This is a genomic window from Streptomyces sp. NPDC002133 (genome assembly GCF_040296405.1).
GTDB lineage: Bacteria > Actinomycetota > Actinomycetes > Streptomycetales > Streptomycetaceae > Streptomyces.
On sequence record NZ_JBEOXF010000045.1, the window covers coordinates 35,272 to 55,317 of the forward strand.

Genomic DNA, 20,046 nt, shown 5'->3' on the forward strand with positions numbered 1-20,046 from the left:
GACACACCAATCGCACAGACGCGTTCCCTACGATGGCGCGGTGACCAGTACTGCCCCACAGGCCCTGCAGGGGACGGACGCCGTGGAAAAGCCGCCCTCCTGGCAGCAGCGCCTGCGCAGATTCGGCCATGTGCCGCGGCCCACGATCGGGCTGGGCGACCGGCTCGTGCCTCCGTACACGCGCCCGTCCCCGCGGCTGTGGTCGCTGCTCGGCGTGCCGCCGTCGGCTCGACACACGGCCGAGCGGGTGGTGGCGTGGGGCGGGCCGCTGCTCGTGGCGCTGGTGGCCGGGGTGCTGCGGTTCTGGCACCTGGGCAGTCCCAAGGCGGTGATATTCGACGAGACGTACTACGCGAAGGACGCCTGGGCCCTGATCAACCAGGGGTACGAGGGCTCCTGGCCGAAGGACATCGACAAGTCGATCCTGGCGAACCCGGACGCGGTGCCCGTGCCGACGGACCCCGGTTACGTCGTCCACCCCCCGGTCGGTAAATGGGTCATCGGCCTCGGCGAGCAGCTCTTCGGCTTCACGCCCTTCGGCTGGCGCTTCATGGTGGCCGTCCTCGGCACGCTGTCCGTGCTGATGCTCTGCCGGATCGGGCGTCGGCTCTTCCGCTCGACGTTCCTGGGCTGTCTGGCCGGCACGCTGCTCGCCGTGGACGGGCTGCACTTCGTGATGAGTCGCACGGCGCTGCTCGACCAGGTGCTGATGTTCTTCGTGCTGGCGGCCTTCGGCTGCCTCCTCATCGACCGCGACCGGTCCCGCCGGCGGCTGGCCGCCGCGCTGCCGGTGGACGACGAGGGCGTGCTGCGGCCCGACACGGACGTCGCGGAGAACCTCCGGCTCGGCCTGCGCCCATGGCGGATCGCGGCCGGGCTGATGCTGGGCCTGGCCTTCGCCACCAAGTGGAACGGCCTCTACATCCTGGCCGCCTTCGGCCTGATGACCGTCCTCTGGGACGTCGGCGCCCGGCGCACGGCGGGCGCGGTGCATCCGTACACGGCGGTCCTGCGACGTGACCTCGTCCCGGCGTTCGTCTCGACGGTGCCGGTGGCGATCGTGACGTACGTCGCCTCCTGGACGGGCTGGATCGTCACCGACAAGGGGTACTTCCGGGACTGGGCGGAGAAGGAGGCGCCGGGCGGAAGCTGGTCCTGGCTGCCCGACTGGCTGCGCAGCCTCTGGCACTACGAGACCGAGGTCTACAACTTCCACGTCAATCTGACGTCCGGGCACACCTATCAGTCCAACCCCTGGAGCTGGATCGTCCTCGGCCGCCCGGTCTCGTACTTCTACGAGGACCCGGCCGCCGGCCGGGACGGCTGCCCCGTGACCACGGCGGGCAAGTGCGCCCGCGAGGTCCTGGCGATCGGCACCCCGCTGCTGTGGTGGGCCGCGTGCTTCGCACTCCTCTACGTCGCCTGGCGCTGGTTCTTCCGCCGCGACTGGCGGGCCGGCGCGATCGCCTGCGGGGTGGCGGCGGGCTGGGTGCCGTGGTTCTTCTACCAGGAGCGCACGATCTTCCTCTTCTACGCGGTCGTCTTCGTGCCGTTCCTGTGTCTCGCGGTCGCGATGATGCTCGGCGCGATCGTGGGCCCACCGGGGTCCGACGAGCGACGCAGGACGATCGGTGCGGTGGGGGCCGGAGTGCTGGTCCTGCTGATCATCTGGAACTTCATCTACTTCTGGCCGATCTACACGGGCGAGGCGATCCCGCTGGACGACTGGCGGAACAGGATGTGGCTGGACACCTGGGTCTAGCTGGGCGAACGCCCGCGAGGGCGTAGCGGGCCGCCGCACCCTCACGGGCGTTGTTGGTCGTTGCTGGGCGTCATCAGGCACCTTTCGACGGCCCGCAGACGGCCCGAGACGGACGCCTCGGACCCGCTGCAGCCCCGTCGGCGCGCACATGCAGCGCGTTCTCACTGGTCACAGCCGCAACCGGACACTCGGACAGGGGCGACACCACCGTCGCCCGGCGAACCTGTCGGGCATCGCCGGCAATGGTCCCAGCGCGTGCCCCTGCGCGAGCCGCCCCCACACACCTCACCCTCGCCATTTCGCGAGCTTTGAGGATGCGGCGCTGTCACAGAACAGACCCCCTACCCGGTCAGTGCACGAAAAGGGCAAATCGACACCTAGGGTTTCACGCCGCCCGCTTATCTCCCAGCCATCCGAGGAGAGCACCTCGATGATCATCACCATCTCCGACCAGGCGACAGTCAGTAATCAGGTGAACGCGTCTGGGGTGTCCGACACGGTGTTCGCGCTGCTCGACGGGCAGGGAGTGGTGGTCGCATGGACGCAGGCCGCCGAGCAGCTTGTCGGATATTCCGCCGGGGACGTGGTGGGGCGGTCCGTCGCGCTCGTACTGCCGTCCTTCGAAGAAGGACCGGCGATGTCGGCGTTCGTCGAGCGGTGCCGTGCCCGGAACGGCTGGTCGGGCGCTTCGGCGGTGCGCCACCGGGACGGCCGCGTGCTTGATGTCAGCCTGCGGATGTCCATGGTGCGGGGGCGCTACGGAACAGTGCGGTGGCTCGCTTCCGTGACCGACATCGGCGTGCCGTCCGGGGACGCGACGAGCGGATCGCTGCGGGGGTCGCTTCTTGCCCGCTCGCCGATCGGCGTCTCTGTTCGTGACCTGCAGTTGCACTGCACCTGGGTGAACGACGTGATGGAGAGCCACGACGGCATTTCCGCCGGCCGGCGGCTCGGACGTCGACTCACCGATGCGTGGCCCGGTACCGGGGCCGAAACCACAGAGGCGGTGATGCGGCAGGTGCTCCACCGCGGCACCACCATGGTCCACGAGTACCGGACGTGGCTGCCGGCGAGTCTGGGTGAGGAGCGCCCGTTCGCGGTTTCGTTCTCCTGTCTCCAGGGCGCCGGCGGCCAGTCCCTGGGGGTGTGCACCATCAGCGTCGACGTCGCCGAGAGCCGGCGGGTGCGCGAGCGCCTCGCCCTCCTCGGCGAGGCCGGTACGCGCCTTGGCAGGACCCTGGATGTGATGCAGACCGGCCAGGAGCTGGCCGATCTCGTCGTGCCTCAGTTCGCCGACTTCGTCACGGTGGACCTGGAGCAGTCGGCCCTGTTCGGCGAGGGGCCCCCGGTCCGCATCGGCTCGATCGGCGAGCGCCTCCCCGTCCTCCGGCGTGCCGGTCTGGCTTCGATCCGCCCTGGGGTGCCGGAAGCTTTGTGGGCGTGCGGTGAGGCGATCTCCATGCCGCCTGGCATGCCCTACATCGACGTTCTGCGCACCAGCAGGTCCTACCTGGAGCCGGTCCTGGACACCGCGGCGGTCACGTGGATCGACAAGGATTCGGTACGGGCGCAGAAGATCCGGGAGTACGGCATGCACTCCGTGATGGTCGTGCCCATCCGCGTACGGCGCGTACTGCTGGGCGTTGCGATGTTCGTCCGCACCGAGAACCCGATGCCCTTCCAGGAGTGCGATCTGCTCCTGGCCGAGGAGCTCGTCGGCCGCGCCGCGGTGTCGTTGGACAACGCGCGCCAGTACACGCGCGAGCACACCGCGGCCCTCGCGCTCCAGTGCAATCTGCTCCCGCACCGTCTCAGGGGAGGGTCGGCGGTGGAGGCGGTCTCGCGCTACCTGCCCGCCGACGTGGACCGCGGCGTCGGGGGCGACTGGTTCGATGTGATCCCGCTGTCCGGCGCCCGAGTGGCCCTCGTCGTCGGCGACGTGGTCGGACACGGCATCAACGCCGCCGCGGCCATGGGCAGGCTCCGCACCGCCGTCCACACGCTCGCCGACATGGAGCTGCCCCCCGACGAACTGCTGGCCCGCCTCGACGACACGGTCCAGCGACTGGCGGAAGAGGACACCGCTGACTCGGACCAGGCGGCCACGGTGGTCGGCGCCACCTGTCTGTATGCCGTCTACGACCCGGTCAACCGGAAGTGCACCATGGCAACCGCCGGACACCTCCCGCCCGCGATCACCGACCCGAAGGGCCGGGTCACCTTCCCCGACCTTCCCACCGGAGCCCCGCTCGGCATCGGACTGGGGGTCCCCTTCGAGGCCGTCGAGCTGGAACTGCCCGAGGGAAGTCTCCTCGCCCTGTACACCGACGGCCTGATCGAGACCCGAGGACAGGACATCGAGGAGGGAATGCACCGCCTGGGCACCGCCCTCGCGCAACCGGATCTCTCCCTGGAGGACCTCTGCACCCGCGCGATGGAGCCCGTCCAAGGTCAGGCGGCGTGCGACGACGCCAGCCTGCTCCTGGTCCGCACCCGCACACTCAGCCCGAACCAGGTCGCCTCCTGGACACTGCCCCATGACCAGACCGCTGTCCGCCGCGCCCGGCACCTGGCAGCCGGTCAGCTGGCCGAATGGGGACTGGAAGGTCTCGAGGACTCCACGAAGCTGATCGTCAGCGAACTGGTCACCAACGCCGTCCGCCACGGCACCGGACCGATCGATCTGCGTCTGACCCGGCACCAGGTCCTGACCGTCGAAGTATCGGATACCGGCACCTGCTCCCCGCGTCCGCGTAACGCGAGCCCTTCCAACGAGAACGGCCGCGGCCTCGCCATCGTCTCCCAGCTGTCCCGCCGATGGGGCACCCGCCCGACACCGGGCGGCAAGGTCATCTGGGCCGAAAAGGACCTCGACCCCCCCGACTGAGGAGCAACCGGATCACGCCTCCCCACTGGGGCTCCGGGTGACTGGGGCTGGAGGGTCCTTCCGCGGCCGGCCTGGCCGAGTCGTCGAGGACTCACCGCTCGGCGAATGAGCGCGCGAGTGGGTCTTGCAGTGGGGCCCGCACAGAGGGGTGTGAGGACGCGGACGTCGTCATGTGCGTCGGATGACCAGCACGGCCACGTCATCGAGGTGGTCGACCGCGATCGCGGCGTCGAGGATGCGGTCGGCGGCCTCCTCGGCGTTCAGTCCGTCGTGGACGGCTTGGGCGGCCGGTGTTCCGGCTTTTTCCAGTCCGGCGCCCAGCGTCAGGCCCGGCCCTTCGACCACGCCGTCGGTGACCATGACCAGCGCGCTGTCCTCGTCCAGGGTGAAGGTTTCCTCGCGGTATTCGATGCCGGGCACGATGCCCAGGACCGGCCCGCCAGGCAGCTCACGGTCGCTGAGTGCCGGCGCCTGTACGGCCGCGAGACGTCTGCGGGCGGCGACGTAGGCGCTGACCTCCGTGGCTGACACCAACGGCGACGGACGGGGCAGGAGGAGCATGGACGCTCTGGCCGATCTACACGGGCGAGGCGATCCCGCTGGACGACTGGCGGAACAGGATGTGGCTGGACACCTGGGCGCAGAGGGCGGGACGGGCCGCCCGGTGTCCGTGGCCACCGGCTTCGTTTCCGGACTCCGAAGCACACGTGTCAGGATGTGGCGCCCGAACAGCCTTGGGGGACGCAGTGCAGCCCTTGTCACCACATGATCCGCGCGAAGTGGGCGCATACCGTCTGCTGTTCCTGCTCGGCGAGGGCGGCATGGGTCGCGTCTATCTCGCCCGGTCGCCGGGCGGACGCACCGTGGCGCTCAAGACCGTGCACGCGGGCATGTCGAACGCCCCCGGTTTCCGGGCACGCTTCGCCCGTGAGGTGCGGGCCTGCCAGGCGGTGTCGGGGCCGGGTACGGCACCGGTGGTGGCGGCCGACCCGCAGGCGGCGGTGCCGTGGCTGGCCACCGCGTATGTGCCGGGCCCCTCGCTCGCCGAGGCGGTGCACGATCACGGACCGCTGGACGAACCCGCGCTGTGGCGGCTGCTCTGCGGGCTGGCCGAGGCGCTCACCACGGTGCACAGGGCCGGCCTCGTCCACCGCGATCTCAAGCCGTCCAATGTGCTGCTCGCCGTCGACGGGCCCCGCCTCATCGACTTCGGCATCGCCCGTGCGGCCGACGACGCCGGACTCACCGGCACGGGCCTGGTCATCGGCTCGCCCGGCTTCATGTCCCCCGAACAGATCACGGGGAAAGGGGTGGACGAGCGCAGTGACATCTTCGCGCTGGGCGTCCTTCTCGCCTACGCGGGCACGGGCCGCAACCCCTTCGGTTCCGGCGCGGGGCCGGAGCTCGGCTACCGCGTGGTGCACGACGAGCCGGATCTGTCCCGGCTGCCCGAGGCCGTCGCGGAGGCGATACGAGGCTGTCTGGTCAAGGACCAGGACCAGCGGCCGTCCCTCGCGGAGCTGGTCGCGAAGGCCCGGGAGCACATGCCCGCGGGAGCCGACTGGCTGCCGGCCCCGTTGACCTCGGCGGTCGCCCGCCAGGCCGCGTGGGTGCTCGACCTGGAAGCCCGCCAGGAGTTCGGTCCGCCCCCGGTGCCGTTCGGAGTGCAGGGCGTGCCGGCTCCGGCCCCGGCCCCTGTGCACGGGTGGGCACCACCGCCGCAGGGCCATCGCCCCGCCGTTCCGTGGCAGCCGCCCCGCCCCGCGAGGCCCGTCGGTGCCGCATGGGCCACCCGAGGGCTGCTCGGCAGGCCGCTGCTCGGTCTCATCGCGCTGCTGCCGCTGCTCGTGATGGCGGGCGGCAGGGACACGATCGACGCCCAGCTGCGCCATCCCGACGCGCAGTTGACCCCGGCGAGTCCCGGCTGGGACGACTACCAGTGGGCACTCGACACGACCTGGCACTTCTCCCTCGTCGGACCGCTGCTCGTCTCGGCCGTCACGCTCCACGTGCTGCGTCGGCGGCTGGCGTCCCGCTCTCCGAAGGCCGTCCGCAGATGGACCGTCGCCTCGATCGTCCACTGGACGCTGCTCGCGCTCACCGTGCTGGTGTCGGCCGGTTGGCTGCGTTCCGCCCTGTGGGCCGTGGACGCCGAGCACAAGTCGCCGGAGCTCGAGCTCACTCTCGGCCTCGCCCTGCTCCCTCTGGCCCTGCTCGTCCCCGCCGCGCTCACGGTGATCGTCATGGCATCCGTACGGGCCTTCCGCGTCCGCAGCCGTATCCCCCGATCCGTGGTCTGAGGCCGCGGCCCTGGCCTCCGACACCGGTGGACGAACGGTGAACAGACGGTGGCCGGTGGCAGGCGGGTCTAGACCTCTCCCATTCCGGTCCGGTAACGGGCGTCCCCGCAGTCACTCCTGCCACCTATCGTGAGCACGTCCACTTTGAACGCGTTCATGTGAGCGGGCCAAGGGACCACAAGGACAGCGGCACCAAGGGGAGGGACCGCAGCAATGCGCAGTGGAGCGAAGGTCGCCATCGTCGGCGGCGTGTTCATCGTCTTCGCCGGAGGGGCGACCTACGGCACTTACCACGTACTGAGCGGCGGGGAGGGCGGGAGCGGCACGGACGCCACATCGCTCAGCGCGCCCGAGAAGACCGGGCCGCCCACCGCCGAGGAGATCGAGGCGACCGCGAAGGACTTCCTCGCGGCGTGGGCCGGGGGCGAGTCGGAGACCGCCGCGGATCTGACCAACAACGCCGCCGAGGCACAGCCCGTGCTCGCCTCGTACCAGGCCGACGCGCACATCGGCGAGGTGAAGTTGACGCCGGGGCAGGCGGTCGGCGCGAAGGTGCCGTTCACGGTCACTGCGGTGGTCTCCTACGAGGGGCAGAGCAAGCCCTTGTCGTACAGCTCCGAGCTCACTGTCGTACGCGGGCTGACCACCGGCAAGGCGCTCGTCGACTGGCAGCCGACGGTCGTCCACCCCGAGCTGCGCAAGGGCGAGACGCTGAGCACGGGTGCCGCTTCCGCGCCGCCCATCAAGGCCGTCGACCGGGACGGCAAGGAGCTGACGAAGGAGAAGTACCCCTCGCTCGGGCCGATCCTGGACGAACTGCGCAAGCGGTACGGCGACAAGGCGGGCGGCAAGCCGGGGGTCGAGCTGGCGATCGAGGGCGCGGGCACCGATGTGCCCCCGCGGACCCTGCTCACGCTCGCCAAGGGCGAGCCGGGCACGCTGCAGACCACGCTCGACGCGGGTGTGCAGGCGGCCGCCGAGCAGGCGGTGAAGCGGTACGGCGATTCGTCGGTCGTCGCGATCAAGCCGAGCACCGGCGAGGTGCGGGCCGTCGCCAACAACCGCAAGGGCAACTGGAACGCGGCGTTCCTGGGCAAGCAGGCGCCCGGCTCCACGATGAAGATCGTGACCGCGGCCATGCTCATGGAGAAGGGCCTGGTCGCGGCCGACCGGACCGCCGAGTGCCCCGAGTACGCCATGTACCAGGGCCGGACCTTCCACAACCTGAAGAACTTCACGCTCGACGGCCGCCCCTTCAAGGACAGCTTCGCCCAGTCCTGCAACACCGCCTTCATCAAGCTGATCGACGACACCAAGGACGACGCCGCGCTGGCCAGGGAGGCCAGGGACGTCTTCGGCATCGGGCTCGACTGGCAGACCGGCATCGCGTCCGTCGACGGCAGCGTGCCGGAGGAGTCGGGAGGGGAGGCGGCCGCCCAGTACATCGGGCAGGGCACCATCCAGATGAACGCCCTCAACATGGCGTCCATCACCGCCACCGCCAAGAGCGGCACCTTCGAACAGCCCATCATCGTGCCGCTCGACCTCGACGGCCGTGAGCGCGCCACCGCGTCGCGCAGCCTGCCCGCCTCCGTCGCCCAGCAGTTGCGCAACATGATGCGGCGTACGGCGACGATCGGCACCGGTGCGAAGGCGATGGCCCCGGTCGGCGGAGACAAGGGCGCGAAGACCGGCTCGGCGGAGGTCGACGGGAACGCCACGTCCAACAGCTGGTTCACCGGATTCGCCGACGACCTCGCCGCGGCGGCGGTCGTCGACTCCGGCGGGCACGGGGGCGACGCGGCCGGCCCGCTCGTCGCGTCGGTGCTCGGCGCACGCTGAGCGGTTGCCCGAAACGGGGTCTCATGGCCCGTACAGCTACCGCTAGCGTGCGGGCCATGACCACTCCCGAGACCCACGCCCACCCCCGATTCTCCCCCTGCGCCCTGGGGGCGTGGGGGGACCCCCAGCCCCTGCGCGAGCTGGGCCTCCAGGTCGAGGTACGCCGCTTCCCCGACGCCACGCGCACGGCCGCCGAGGCGGCCGCCGCGATCGGCTGCGACGTCAGCGAGATCGTCAAGTCGCTGATCTTCGAGGCATGGGGGTCCCCCCAGGCCGAAGGCTCTGGGGGAGGGGCGCTGGTGCTGATGGACGGCTCCTCACGGGTGGACGTGCAGCTGGTACGGCGCGAGCTGGGCGCGTCGGCCGTCAAGCGGGCGAACGCGGACCTGGTCCGCGAGGCGACCGGGTACGCGACCGGCGGCGTGCCGCCCTTCGGGCACCGCACGAGGACGCGGGTGCCGGCCGACCGCGGGGTGCTCGACCACTCCGTGGTCCGGGCGGCCGCCGGCACGCCGCACGCGGTGTTCCCGCTGGACCCCAAGTCCCTGATCGCCCACGCGGGGGCCACGCTGGTGGACGTGCGCGAGCGCACGGCGTGAGCCTTCTCGTCGCGTCCGCGGTCCTCATCGCCGCCGTCACGCACGCGAGCTGGAACGCGATCGCGCACCACATCGAGGACAAACTGATCGCCTTCACCCTGATCATGGGCGGGGCGGCGGTGATCGGTGCGGTGCTGGCCTGCTTCGCCCCGCTGCCCGACGCCGCCGCGTGGCCGTACCTGATCGTGTCGGCGCTGCTGCACATCGGCTACCACATGCTGCTGATGCGGTCGTTCACGCTGGGCGACTTCGGCCAGGTGTACCCCATCGCCCGCGGCACGGCGCCGCTCGTGGTGACAGTCCTGGCGACCGTCTTCGTCGACGAGGCCCTGAGCGCTTGGCAGTTGACAGGTGTCGCGGTCGCCTCCTGCGGCCTGGTCGGCGTGGCCGTGTGGGGCATCCGGGACTCGCGCCCGCACTGGCCCGCACTGCTGGCCGCGCTCGCGACGGGCCTCTCCATCGCCGCGTACACGGTCGTCGACGGCATCGGAGTCCGCGCCTCCGGCTCGGCGATCGGCTACATCGCCTGGCTGATGATCCTGGAAGGCGTCCTCGTCCCGGCCTACACCTACCACCGCTACCGCGGCGCCCTGCTCCCTGCCCTGCGCCCGCACGCGGCCCGCGGCCTCCTCGGCGCCGTGCTCGCCATGACGGCCTACGGCCTGGTCCTGTGGGCCCAGACCCGCGCGCCCCTGGCCCCGATCGCCGCGCTGCGCGAGTCGAGCATCATCGTCGGCGCGGCCATAGGCGCCCTGTTCTTCAAGGAACGCTTCGGCGGCCCGCGCATCGCCGCGGCGGGGCTGATGGTGGTGGGCATCGGGCTGATGCTGCGGACGGGCTGACCGGACGAGGCCCGTACAGGGGGCACGGGCACCCGCCCGGCTGGCCGGCCTCACGCATCCACCGCATGACGGGGAGCCTCTCGGGGATCCGCTCCATGAACCCGGTCCACCGGACGAGCAGCGCGATCGGGACCGCGAGCTGCAGCTGCGGCATCCGGTCGAGCAGCACCTCCAGCGCGATCTCGACGTGCTTCTTGCCCAGCACGGTGGCCGGGCAGTTGTGCTGTCCGCCGCCGAAGGACGGATGGGCCACGCAGGTTCATGACGGCCTCGCGCCGGGCGTCGTCGGGGTCGTAGCCCGATGCCTCGTACATCTCGGTCACGTGCAGCTCGGTGTGGACGAAGTCGACCCGGTCGAAGTGTGTGATCCCCCAGCGGACGAGATCGATGACGCGCCGGACCGAGAAGTGGCTGTTGCCCGGCGGGACACCGATCACGGCATGTCGCCCGCGGATCACCCGGCGGTGCGGAGTGAAGGGCTGGACTTGGAAGACATCCGCCTCGTTCGTGGGCGGAATGAGTGACTGGCCTTCGGAGACGGTTGCAGTGGTCAACCTGAAAGCGTCCTTCGCGTCGCTAGTCCCATGGGAGCCGCGTGCTCCTGGTGTGGCGACGACGCCGCGAAGTCAGCGCCCGCACATGGAAAGTGTCAACGGGCGTCCAGAACGGGCGCTTTCCCGCTCAGCCGGCCGAAAGAGCCTGCATGAAAGCGGTGTTCACCGCCAGCAGGCCGCCGTCGACGCGCAGCGTCGTGCCCGTGATCCAGGAGGCGTCGGACGAGGCGAGAAAGGCGACCGCTGCCGCGATGTCCTCCGGGGTGCCCACGCGGCCCAGCGGGTAGACGTCGGCGAGGACCTCGAGATCGCCCTCGCGGCCGTCCCAGGCGGGCGTGCGGACGGTGCCCGGGTTGACCTGGTTGACACGGACGCCACGGCGGGCGGCGTCGCCCGCGAGGGTGCGGGTGAGCGAGGCGAGGCCTGCCTTGGCCGCGCTGTAGGCGTGGTTGCCGAAGTCCTGCTCGGCGTTGACGGAGCCGATGTTGACGATGGCGCCGCGGCCGCCCGCCTTCGCAAGGTGCGGCAGCGCGGCACGGGCGCAGCGGAAGGCTCCGGTCAGGACGACATCGAGGTCCCGCTGCCAGGTGTCGTCGGGCTGGTCCTCGAAGAGCGGGCTGTCGAGGGCGCAGGTGCAGGCGTTGTTGACGAGGACGTCGAGGCTGCCGAACTCCTCGACGGCGTACGTGACCGCAGCCTCGACGGCGGCGCGGTCGGCCACGTCACAGCGGAAGGAGGCGGCACGCGGAATCGTCCGGGCGGTGGCCGCTGCACGCTCCCCGTCCAGGTCGGTGACGAGGACGCGGGCGCCCTCGGACGCCATTCTCCGCGCGATGGCCTCCCCGATGCCCTGGCCCGCTCCGGTGATCAGTACGCCGTATCCCTCGAAACGGTCCATTGCGTCCCCTTCCCGGCTCGGGCGCGGTCGCCCCGGCCCGTCCTCCCTGCCGGGGTCCGAGGGGCGTCCCCCGGAACAGCGCTGCCGTCGATCATGTCGCCGAACGCACCGCCCGCACCAGAGCCTGCGCACGAGGATCCGCCGTGACCCCCTTGCGCATGCCGTTCGTGACGTACCCCAGCGCGATGCCCGACTCGGGGTCGGCGAAGCCCAGCGAGCCGCCGCGGCCCGGGTGGCCGAAGGAACCGGGGCCGAGCAGCGGGGAGGCGGGGCCGTGGAGCATGTAGCCGAGGCCGAAGCGGGTGCCGACGACGAGGATGCGGTCCGGGCCCGCCGACTCCTCGGTACGGGCGAGGGTGACGGTGGCCGGGGCGAAGAGGCGATGACCGTCGACCTCGCCGATCGTCGCCGCGTAGAAGCGGGCGAGCGCGCGGGCCGTGGAGATGCCGTTGGACGCGGGGAGTTCGGCGGCGCGGTAGAGCGGGTCGTTCTCGTCAGGCAGTGGGGCGATCGCTCCGAAGGCCCGGCGGGTCAGGGACTCCGGGTCGCGGTAGGCCTCCGAAACGGACCGCTTGGGTCGCAGTTTCAACCCGCCGCCCGCGGCCGTGGGCGGTTCCTCGACCGGACCGAGCCGGCCGACGCGGTGCGCTTCCTCGGCGGGCAGCCCGACCCAGAGGTCCAGGCCGAGCGGGCGGGCCAGCTCTTCGGCGACCCAGCGGCCGAGCGTACGGCCGGTGACCCGGCGGACGAGTTCCGACAGCAGCCAGCTGAACGTCTGCGCGTGGTAGCCGTGGTCGGTGCCCGGCTCCCAGGCCGGGGCCTGCGCGGCCACGGCCCGCGCCCCAGAGGTGCCGTCGGCGGCCTCCTCAGGGGTGAGGGGCCGGTCGAGCACGGGCACCCCGACCCGGTGCGTCAGCAGATGCCGGACGAGCGCCCGTTCCTTGCCGGCCGCCTTGAACTCCGGCCAGTACGTCCCGACCGGCGCGTCCAGGTCCAGCTGCCCGCGCTGGTGCAGCAGCAGCGGTACGGCGGCGGCGACACCCTTCGTCGCCGAGCGGACGACCTGCGCGGTGTCCACGGCCCAGGGATCGGTCCCGTCGACGTCGCGCGTCCCGGCCCACAGGTCGACGACCTTCACGCCGTCCCGGTAGACGGCGACGGCGGCGCCGCGCTCCCCGCGCTGCTCGAAGTTGCGTACGAAGGCGTCCCGGACCGGCTCGAAGCCTTCCGCCACCGTGCCCTGGACGTCCACGCCCCACGCTCCCTCTCCGGATCTGCTGCCCCCATGGTGCAACGTGGGCGGCCGGGTCCGGATTCCGGGTCGGTCACGGACTCAGCTCAGGACGATGGAGACGTCGATGTTGCCGCGCGTGGCGTTCGAGTACGGGCAGACCTCGTGGGCCGCGGCCACGAGCTTCGAGGCGAGCTCCTCGTCGAGGAGCGGCAGCGAAACGGCGAGCGAGACCGCGAGTCCGTAGCCGCGGGACTTGTTGGGGCCGATGCCGACCTTCGCCGCGACCGTGGAGCGGCCGAGGTCGTAGCCCGCCCTGCGGCCGACGAGGACCAGCGCGTTGTGGAAGCAGGAGCTGTACCCGGCCGCGAAGAGCTGTTCCGGGTTGGTGCCCTCGCCGTCGCCGCCGAGTGCGGGCGGCATCGCGAGGCGCAGGTCGATCCTGCCGTCGTGGCTGGTGACATAGCCTTCGCGGCCGCCGTGCGCGGTGGCCTCCGCAACGTACATGATCTTCGTCGGTCGGGTGTCCTGGTCGGTCATGGTCCTCCGCCCTCGCTTGCGTGGCATGCGCACAAATACATCGCGCGCAATGTATCGGAGGCCTCGGACGCTCTGTTACCCAGGGGTAGCCATGCGGTCGATCAGGTGTTCCGCGAGCCGGAGGCCGGCACGGACGCGGAACCGGTCACAGACGCCCCGGCCGTCGCCGAGCCGAACCCGGACGCCGGACCAACGCCTGGCCGGACGCCGAGCCGAACCCGGACGCCGGACCAACGCCTAGCCGGACGCCGAGCCGAACCCGGACGCCGGACCAACGCCTAGCCGGACGCCGAGCCGAACCCGGACGCCGGACCAACGCCTAGCCGGACGCGGACACCGACGCACGCTCCGCGAGCCCGTGCAGCTCGTCCCGCAGCCGAGCGATGTCCTCCGCGCCCATGCCGGTGCTCGCCAGCATCGACGCCGGCACGCGCGCCGCGGGTGCCCGCAGCGCCTCACCGCGCTCGGTGAGCACGACGCGCACCGAACGCTCGTCTGCCTCCGACCGCTCCCGCCGCACCAGCCCCGCCGCCTCCAACCGCTTCAGCAGCGGCGAGACCGTGCCGTAGTCCAGGCGCAGGGCCGTCCCGAGTTCCTTCACCGGGATCTCGCCCCGCTCCCACAGCACGAGCAGCGCAAGATACTGCGGGTAGGTCAGGCCGAGTTCGTCGAGGAGCGGGCGGTACGCCGCCGTCACCGCGCGCTGGGCCGCGTACAGCGCGAAGCACAGTTGGTCGTCCAGCAGCAGCGATGCCGCGGGAGCCGCGGCGGCCGGTTCCTCGTTCACGCGCCCATTGTCACAGCCCGCGGGTCGAAGCCGAACGGCAGCTCCAGCCTGTGGGCACGCATCAGTCCGGCGTCGCCGAGCAGGTCCTGCGTACGCCCGTCGGCCGCGATCACGCCCTCGCTGAGGATCACCGAGCGCGGGCACAGCTCCAGTGCGTACGGCAGGTCGTGCGTGACCATCAGCACGGTGACGTCCAACGACCTCAGGATGTCGGCGAGTTCGCGGCGCGATGCCGGGTCGAGATTGGACGAGGGCTCGTCGAGGACGAGGATCTCGGGCTCCATCGCGAGCACGGTCGCGACGGCGACCCGCCGGCGCTGGCCGAAGGACAGATGGTGCGGGGGGCGCTCCGCGTAGTCCGCCATCCCGACCCGCCGCAGCGCCATGGCCACCCGCTCCTCCAGCTCCGCGCCGCGCAGCCCGGCCGCCGCCGGTCCGAAGGCGACGTCCTCCCTGACCGTCGGCATGAAGAGCTGGTCGTCGGGGTCCTGGAAGACGATGCCGACCTTGCGGCGGATCTCGGCCATGTGCCGCTTGCCGACCGGCAGTCCGGCGACACTGACGGTGCCGGCGCCCCCGGTGAGGATGCCGTTCAGGTGCAGGACGAGGGTCGTCTTGCCGGCGCCGTTCGGGCCGAGCAGCGCGACGCGCTCACCGCGCGCGACGCCAAGGTCGACACCGAAGAGGGCCTGGTGGCCGTCGGGGTAGGCGTATGCGAGGCCCTTGACCTCCAGCGACATCGTCATAGCGTCCAGCCAAGCAGACAGACCGCGAGAGCGGTGAGCGGGGGGGCGGCGGCCCGCGCCCAGTCGGCGCGGTCCGCGGTCACCTCGTCGATGACGGGCATCGTGCCCGCGTACCCGCGGCTGACCATGGCCAGATGCACCCGCTCGCCGCGCTCGTAGGAGCGGATGAACAGGGCGCCCGCGGACTTGGCGAGCACGCCCCAGTGCCGGACGCCGCGCGCCTCGAAGCCTCGCGAGCGGCGGGCGATGGACATGCGCCGCATCTCGTCGGTGATGACGTCACCGTAACGGATCATGAACGAGGCGATCTGGACCATCAGCGGCGGCAGTTTGAGCCGCTGCAGTCCGAGCAGCAGGGAGCGCAGTTCGGTGGTCGAGGCGAGCAGCACGGAGGCGGCGACGCCCAGTGTCCCCTTGGCGAGGATGTTCCAGGCGCCCCACAGTCCGGGAACGGAGAGGGAGACCCCGAGCAGCTCGGTCCGCTCGCCCGGCACCACGAAGGGCATGAGCAGCGCGAAGGCGACGAACGGGATCTCGATCAGCAGCCGCTTCAGCAGGAAGGCCGCCGGGACTCGGGCCGCGGCGGCGACCACGCCCAGCAGCACGGCGTAGAGACCGAAGGCCCAGACCGCCTCGCGCGGCGTGGAGGCCACCACGAAGACGAAGCCGAGCGCCGCGGCGATCTTGCAGTGCGGAGGCAGCTCGTGGACCGGCGAGTCTCCGTGCCGGTAGAGCTTGTGGGCTCCCCCATGGCCTCCGGCATGGGAGGCACCGCCGTCCCGCGCCATGTCAGACCTCTTCGACGGTACGACGACGGCGTACCACCCAGAACACACCGGTGCCGGCCGCGACCGTGGCGCCCACGCCGATCACACCCGCGAGCCCACCGGAGAGCCTGGCGTCATCGACGTCCTTGACGCCGTAGTCGGCGAGCGGTGAGTCGGCGGCGGCGTGGTCCTCGACCTTCCTGTCGATGCCCTGGTCGGCGGCGACCTTCTCCAGTCCGTCGGGGCTCGCGGAGGCGTAGAAGGAGACGACACCGGCCAGGACGACGGAGGCGGCGAGGCCCGCGATCCAGACGTGGCGCGCGGAGCCCGTGGACACGGGCGCGACGGCGGACGCGGGCTCGGCGTCGACCAGCTCGCCGCCGACGCGCAGCTTGAGCGGGGCGGACAGCCCGCGCGCGCCGTACACGAGGTCCGGGCGCACGGCGACGACGGCGCCGACCGTCAGCATCGTGATCACGGCCTCGCCGATGCCGATCAGGACATGGACGCCCACCATCGCGCTCAGCACCGTGCCGATCGGGACGTCGGTCGTGCCGCCGATCGCGTAGAGGAGCGTGAAGGCGGCGGCCGCGGCCGGCACGGAGACCAGCGCTGCCACGAAGGACGCGACGGCCACCGAACGACGGCCGCGGGGCAGCACCTTCACCAGCAAGCGGAAGAGGGCATAGGCGACAACGACCGTGACCACGCCCATGACGAGGATGTTCACGCCGAGCGCGGTGAGACCGCCGTCCGCGAAGAGGATGCCCTGGAGCAGCAGGACGACGGCTATGCACAGCACGCCGGTGAAGGGGCCGACGAGGATCGCCGCCAGCGCGCCGCCGAGCAGATGTCCGCTGGTACCGGCCGCGACCGGGAAGTTGAGCATCTGGACGGCGAAGATGAAGGCGGCGATGAGACCGGCCAACGGCGCCGTCCGTTCGTCGAGTTCCCGTCGGGCCCCGCGCAGGCTGACGGCGACGGCACCGGCCGCGACGACGCCGGCGGTGGCGGAGACGGGCAGGTTGATGAATCCGTCAGGAACATGCATGTGCGGGACTCCGCTTCAGGCAGGGCTGGTCAACCGTCCGATGATGCCTCCTATTGCAAAGAGGTTGCAAGAGCGCGCCTTACACAAAAGCAAGAGCCACGCCCAGGCCTTAACGCGGAAAATATGTGACATTAGATAACAAACAACGCCGAGGTGAGGAGTCGGTCGATGTCCCCCACTGTCGAGCGCCCTGCCGTCGAAGAGCTGGCGAAGGCCCGGATCGTCAACGACGCCCCTCACTACCGGCGCATACCGGTCGCCCTGCGCTACGACCCCGGGCAGGATCCGGCCGCCGTGCGCTTCGTCTTCCCGACCGGCATCGAGTGGACCTTCCCGCGCGAACTGCTGGAGACCGGTCTGCGCTCTCCCGCCCGCCGCGGCGATGTGAACGTCTGGCCGTGCGGCCGCGCGCAGGTCGTCGTCGAGTTCCATTCACCGGAGGGCGTCGCGGTGGTCCAGTTCGACTCGCGTCCTCTCGTGCGCTTCCTGCGCCGGACATACGCGGAAGTGGCCGCGCCCGCCACCAGGTCGTGACGGACACGGCCACCCTCCAGGTCTCCGGGATCAGACGCCGACGAGCTCCCGGTCCTCGCCGGAGCCGGAGTCGGAGTCCGAGCCGGCCGCGGCGGCCGCGGCGTCCTTCTTCCGCAGCTGCTCGCCCTCCACGTCCACGCTGGGCAGCACCCGGTCCAGCCAGCGCGGCAGCCACCAGGCCTTGTGCCCCAGCAGCGCCAGCACCGCCGGCACGATCGCCATCCGGACCACGAAGGCGTCGAAGAAGACGGCGATCGCGAGACCGAAGCCGATCATCTTCACCATCTGCTCGCTCGACCCGATGAAGCCGGCGAAGACCGCGATCATGATCACGGCGGCGGCGGTGACGACGCGGGCCCCGTGCCGGAAGCCGGTCACGATCGCCTGTCCCGGCCGCTCCCCGTGGACGTACGCCTCACGCATCCGCGTGACCAGGAAGACCTCGTAGTCCATGGCGAGGCCGAAGACCACGCCCACCATGAAGATCGGCATCATCGACATGATCGGGCCGGTCTGCTCGACCCCGAAGAGGGAGCCGAGCCAGCCCCACTGGAAGACCGCGACCACCGCGCCGAGCGCGGCGACCACCGAGAGCAGGAAGCCGAGCGCGGCCTTGAGCGGGACCAGGACTGACCGGAAGACCACCATCAGGAGCAGGAAGGCGAGACCGACGACGAGTGCCAGATACGGGATCAGCGCGTCGTTCATCCGCTGAGAGAAGTCGATGTTCATCGCGGTGCTGCCGGTGACGTGGACGTTGTCGCCGCTGACGTCCCGGATGGAGTGGACGAGGTCCTCGGTCTCCGTCGAGCTGGGCCGGTCCTTCGGGATGACGGTGATCATCGCCGTGTCGCCGGCCTTGTTGAGCGTGGCCGGGGTGACGGCCGCGACCCCGTCCAGACCGGAGATCTCCTTCGCAGTGCTGTCCGCCGCGGCCTTGCCACCGTCGACCACGACGAGCAGCGGGCCGTTGAAGCCGGGCCCGAAGCCGTCGGAGAGCAGGTCGTACGCCCGGCGCTGGGTGGTGCTGGTCGGCTGGGAGCCGTCGTCGGGCAGGCCCATCTCCAGCGATGCGGCGGGAATGGCGATCGCGCCGAGGCCCACGACACCCGCGAGCAGCACGGTGACCGGGCGGCGCAGCACGAAGCGGGCCCAGCGGGTGCCCATGTTGGGCTTCTCGCTCTCCGGCCCGTCGTGCTTGTGGGCGTCCTTGCCGTGCTTGTGGGCGTCGGCCCTGCGGGCCTTGCGGCCCTGCACCCGCTTGCCTGCGAATCCCAGCAGGGCCGGGATCAGGGTGAGCGCGATGAGGACGGCGATCACGACCGTGCCGGCGGCGGCGAAGCCCATCTTGCTGAGCATCGGGATGTTGACCACGGCGAGGCCGACCAGGGCGATGACGACGGTCAGTCCGGCGAAGACGACGGCGGAACCCGCCGTCCCCGCGGCCCGTCCGGCGGCCTCCTCGCGGTCCCGGCCCTCGGCCAGCTCGGCGCGGTAGCGGGAGACGATGAAGAGTGCGTAGTCGATGCCGACCGCGAGACCGATCATGGTCGCGAGCGTGGCGGTGGTGGAGCCCAGGTCGAAGAGGTTGGCGAGAGCGGTGATGGTGGAGACACCGATACCGACGCCGATGATCGCGGTGAGCAGCGGCAGTCCGGCGGCGACGAGGGATCCGAAGGTGATGACCAGGACGACGGCCGCGACGGCGACACCGATGATCTCGGTGGCCCCCGTCTCCGGCACGGTCTGGAGCGCGTCGCCGCCGATCTCGACGGTCAGCCCCGCGGCCTTCGCCTCCTCGCCCGCTTCGGTGAGGGCCTCCCGGGTCTTCTCGGTCAGCTCCATTCCGCTGACCTTGTACGAGACCTGGGTGTAGGCGACGGTGCCGTCCCGGCTGACCGCCTTGGCCTGGTACGGGTCGACCACCGAGGCGACCTCGTCCGAACCGGACCTGAGCTCGGCGACGACCTTCTTGACCTCGGCCTTGTTGGCCGGGTCGGTCATCTTCCGCCCGTCCGGGGCCTTGAAGACGACGCGCGCGGTGGCGCCGTCGGCGTTCGTGCCCGGGAAGCGCTCCTCGAGGAGGTCGAAGGCCTTCTGCGCCTCCGTACCGGGGATGGAGAAGGAACTGGATGTGGCGGTGGACGCGGTGGCCGCGCCGACCCCGGCGATCGCCAGCAGTGCCACCCAGGCAAGGGCGACGAATCGGCGGCGCCGGAAGGCGAACCGCCCGAGTTTGTACAGGAACATGGCCACGGGTACGGACTCCCGTTCAGGTCGTTGGGGCACAAAGTGGGCAGGGGTGACCAGTCCGACGACGTGAGCGGTGCGCGTCAGGTGGGACGTTGCGGGTGGTGTGTCGCGGGTGTGGCGGGGAGGGGATTCAGGTGCTGCTGGAGGGGATTCAGGTGCAGCGTGCGGGGATTCAGGCGCTGAGGGCGGGGACACCCAGTGCCGGGAGCACCACCGCATCGATGCTGCGCCCGCCCGGGGACCAACCCCGGGACCCCCGGCCGGAACAGCAGGCCGCGGTCACCGGGCACCCAGTGCCGGGAGCACCACCGCATCGATGTAGTGCCCGCCCGGGGACCAACCCCCGGACCCCCGGCCCGAACAGCAGGCCGCGGTCACCGGGCACCCAGTGCCGGGAGCACCACCGCATCGATGTAGTGCCCGCCCGGGGACCAACCCCCGGACCCCCGGCCC

Annotated in this window: 17 protein-coding genes; 7 read left to right on the top strand and 10 right to left on the bottom strand. The window is 71.2% G+C overall.

Features of this window, described 5'->3' with window-relative positions; translation table 11 throughout:
- Positions 1 to 40: 40 nt before the first annotated feature.
- Positions 41 to 1,762 carry a dolichyl-phosphate-mannose--protein mannosyltransferase gene (locus ABT078_RS30900; RefSeq protein WP_351233518.1) on the top strand — a complete coding sequence of 574 codons (1,722 nt, stop codon included), beginning with the start codon at positions 41 to 43 and terminating at the stop codon, positions 1,760 to 1,762.
- 430 nt (positions 1,763 to 2,192) lie between these two features.
- Entirely contained in the window at positions 2,193 to 4,649 is a 2,457-nt protein-coding gene (locus ABT078_RS30905) for a SpoIIE family protein phosphatase (protein WP_351233520.1), read from the top strand.
- Positions 4,650 to 4,817: 168 nt separating this feature from the next.
- Here the strand turns inward: ABT078_RS30905 and ABT078_RS30910 are convergent, their stop codons facing one another.
- The gene (locus tag ABT078_RS30910) at positions 4,818 to 5,180 is read right to left on the bottom strand and encodes a SpoIIE family protein phosphatase (RefSeq protein WP_351233522.1); all 363 of its coding nucleotides are present in this window, start codon (positions 5,178 to 5,180) and stop codon (positions 4,818 to 4,820) included.
- A gap of 248 nt (positions 5,181 to 5,428) precedes the next feature.
- Here ABT078_RS30910 and ABT078_RS30915 point away from each other — a divergent pair, with 248 nt between their 5' ends.
- The 4 genes from ABT078_RS30915 to ABT078_RS30930 all read left to right on the top strand — a co-directional run bounded on the left by ABT078_RS30915 (position 5,429) and on the right by ABT078_RS30930 (position 10,232).
- On the top strand, positions 5,429 to 6,949 hold the full coding sequence (locus ABT078_RS30915; RefSeq protein ID WP_351233525.1) for a serine/threonine-protein kinase: 1,521 nt from the start codon (positions 5,429 to 5,431) through the stop codon (positions 6,947 to 6,949).
- A 213-nt stretch (positions 6,950 to 7,162) separates the two neighbouring features.
- Entirely contained in the window at positions 7,163 to 8,791 is a 1,629-nt protein-coding gene (locus tag ABT078_RS30920) for a penicillin-binding transpeptidase domain-containing protein (RefSeq protein ID WP_351233527.1), read from the top strand.
- A gap of 56 nt (positions 8,792 to 8,847) precedes the next feature.
- Positions 8,848 to 9,390, top strand: coding sequence for a YbaK/EbsC family protein (locus ABT078_RS30925; protein WP_351233529.1), 543 nt, complete (start codon positions 8,848 to 8,850; stop codon positions 9,388 to 9,390).
- Positions 9,387 to 10,232 (top strand): EamA family transporter, encoded by an 846-nt coding sequence (locus ABT078_RS30930; RefSeq protein ID WP_351233531.1) that lies wholly within the window; start codon positions 9,387 to 9,389, stop codon positions 10,230 to 10,232. Before ABT078_RS30925 ends, ABT078_RS30930 begins: the two co-directional genes overlap by 4 nt.
- Positions 10,233 to 10,282: 50 nt before the next feature.
- Here the strand turns inward: ABT078_RS30930 and ABT078_RS30935 are convergent, their stop codons facing one another.
- The 8 genes from ABT078_RS30935 to ABT078_RS30970 form a co-directional block, all read right to left on the bottom strand.
- Entirely contained in the window at positions 10,283 to 10,690 is a 408-nt protein-coding gene (locus ABT078_RS30935; RefSeq protein WP_351233565.1) for a tRNA-dependent cyclodipeptide synthase, read from the bottom strand.
- Positions 10,691 to 10,913: 223 nt separating this feature from the next.
- The gene (locus ABT078_RS30940; protein ID WP_351233533.1) at positions 10,914 to 11,684 is read right to left on the bottom strand and encodes an SDR family NAD(P)-dependent oxidoreductase; all 771 of its coding nucleotides are present in this window, start codon (positions 11,682 to 11,684) and stop codon (positions 10,914 to 10,916) included.
- A 91-nt stretch (positions 11,685 to 11,775) separates the two neighbouring features.
- Positions 11,776 to 12,936: a serine hydrolase domain-containing protein gene (locus tag ABT078_RS30945; protein ID WP_351233535.1), complete on the bottom strand. Its 1,161-nt coding sequence runs from the start codon at positions 12,934 to 12,936 to the stop codon at positions 11,776 to 11,778.
- Between the two features lie 81 nt (positions 12,937 to 13,017).
- Positions 13,018 to 13,455 carry an organic hydroperoxide resistance protein gene (locus ABT078_RS30950; RefSeq protein WP_351233537.1) on the bottom strand — a complete coding sequence of 146 codons (438 nt, stop codon included), beginning with the start codon at positions 13,453 to 13,455 and terminating at the stop codon, positions 13,018 to 13,020.
- A gap of 319 nt (positions 13,456 to 13,774) precedes the next feature.
- Positions 13,775 to 14,242: a MarR family winged helix-turn-helix transcriptional regulator gene (locus ABT078_RS30955; RefSeq protein ID WP_351233539.1), complete on the bottom strand. Its 468-nt coding sequence runs from the start codon at positions 14,240 to 14,242 to the stop codon at positions 13,775 to 13,777.
- Complete coding sequence (locus ABT078_RS30960; protein WP_351233541.1) at positions 14,239 to 14,988, bottom strand: energy-coupling factor ABC transporter ATP-binding protein; 750 nt, start codon at positions 14,986 to 14,988, stop codon at positions 14,239 to 14,241. The genes ABT078_RS30955 and ABT078_RS30960 overlap by 4 nt, the downstream gene beginning before the upstream one ends.
- Complete coding sequence (gene cbiQ / locus ABT078_RS30965) at positions 14,985 to 15,776, bottom strand: cobalt ECF transporter T component CbiQ (RefSeq protein ID WP_351233544.1); 792 nt, start codon at positions 15,774 to 15,776, stop codon at positions 14,985 to 14,987. The genes ABT078_RS30960 and cbiQ overlap by 4 nt, the downstream gene beginning before the upstream one ends.
- Position 15,777: 1 nt before the next feature.
- Positions 15,778 to 16,806 carry an energy-coupling factor ABC transporter permease gene (locus tag ABT078_RS30970; protein ID WP_351233546.1) on the bottom strand — a complete coding sequence of 343 codons (1,029 nt, stop codon included), beginning with the start codon at positions 16,804 to 16,806 and terminating at the stop codon, positions 15,778 to 15,780.
- A gap of 168 nt (positions 16,807 to 16,974) precedes the next feature.
- Here ABT078_RS30970 and ABT078_RS30975 point away from each other — a divergent pair, with 168 nt between their 5' ends.
- Positions 16,975 to 17,340, top strand: a complete 366-nt coding sequence (locus tag ABT078_RS30975; protein ID WP_351233548.1) for an SsgA family sporulation/cell division regulator — start codon at positions 16,975 to 16,977, stop codon at positions 17,338 to 17,340.
- Positions 17,341 to 17,370: 30 nt separating this feature from the next.
- Here ABT078_RS30975 and ABT078_RS30980 read toward each other — a convergent pair whose 3' ends face one another.
- Positions 17,371 to 19,596 carry an MMPL family transporter gene (locus ABT078_RS30980; RefSeq protein WP_351233550.1) on the bottom strand — a complete coding sequence of 742 codons (2,226 nt, stop codon included), beginning with the start codon at positions 19,594 to 19,596 and terminating at the stop codon, positions 17,371 to 17,373.
- Positions 19,597 to 20,046 lie beyond the last annotated feature (450 nt).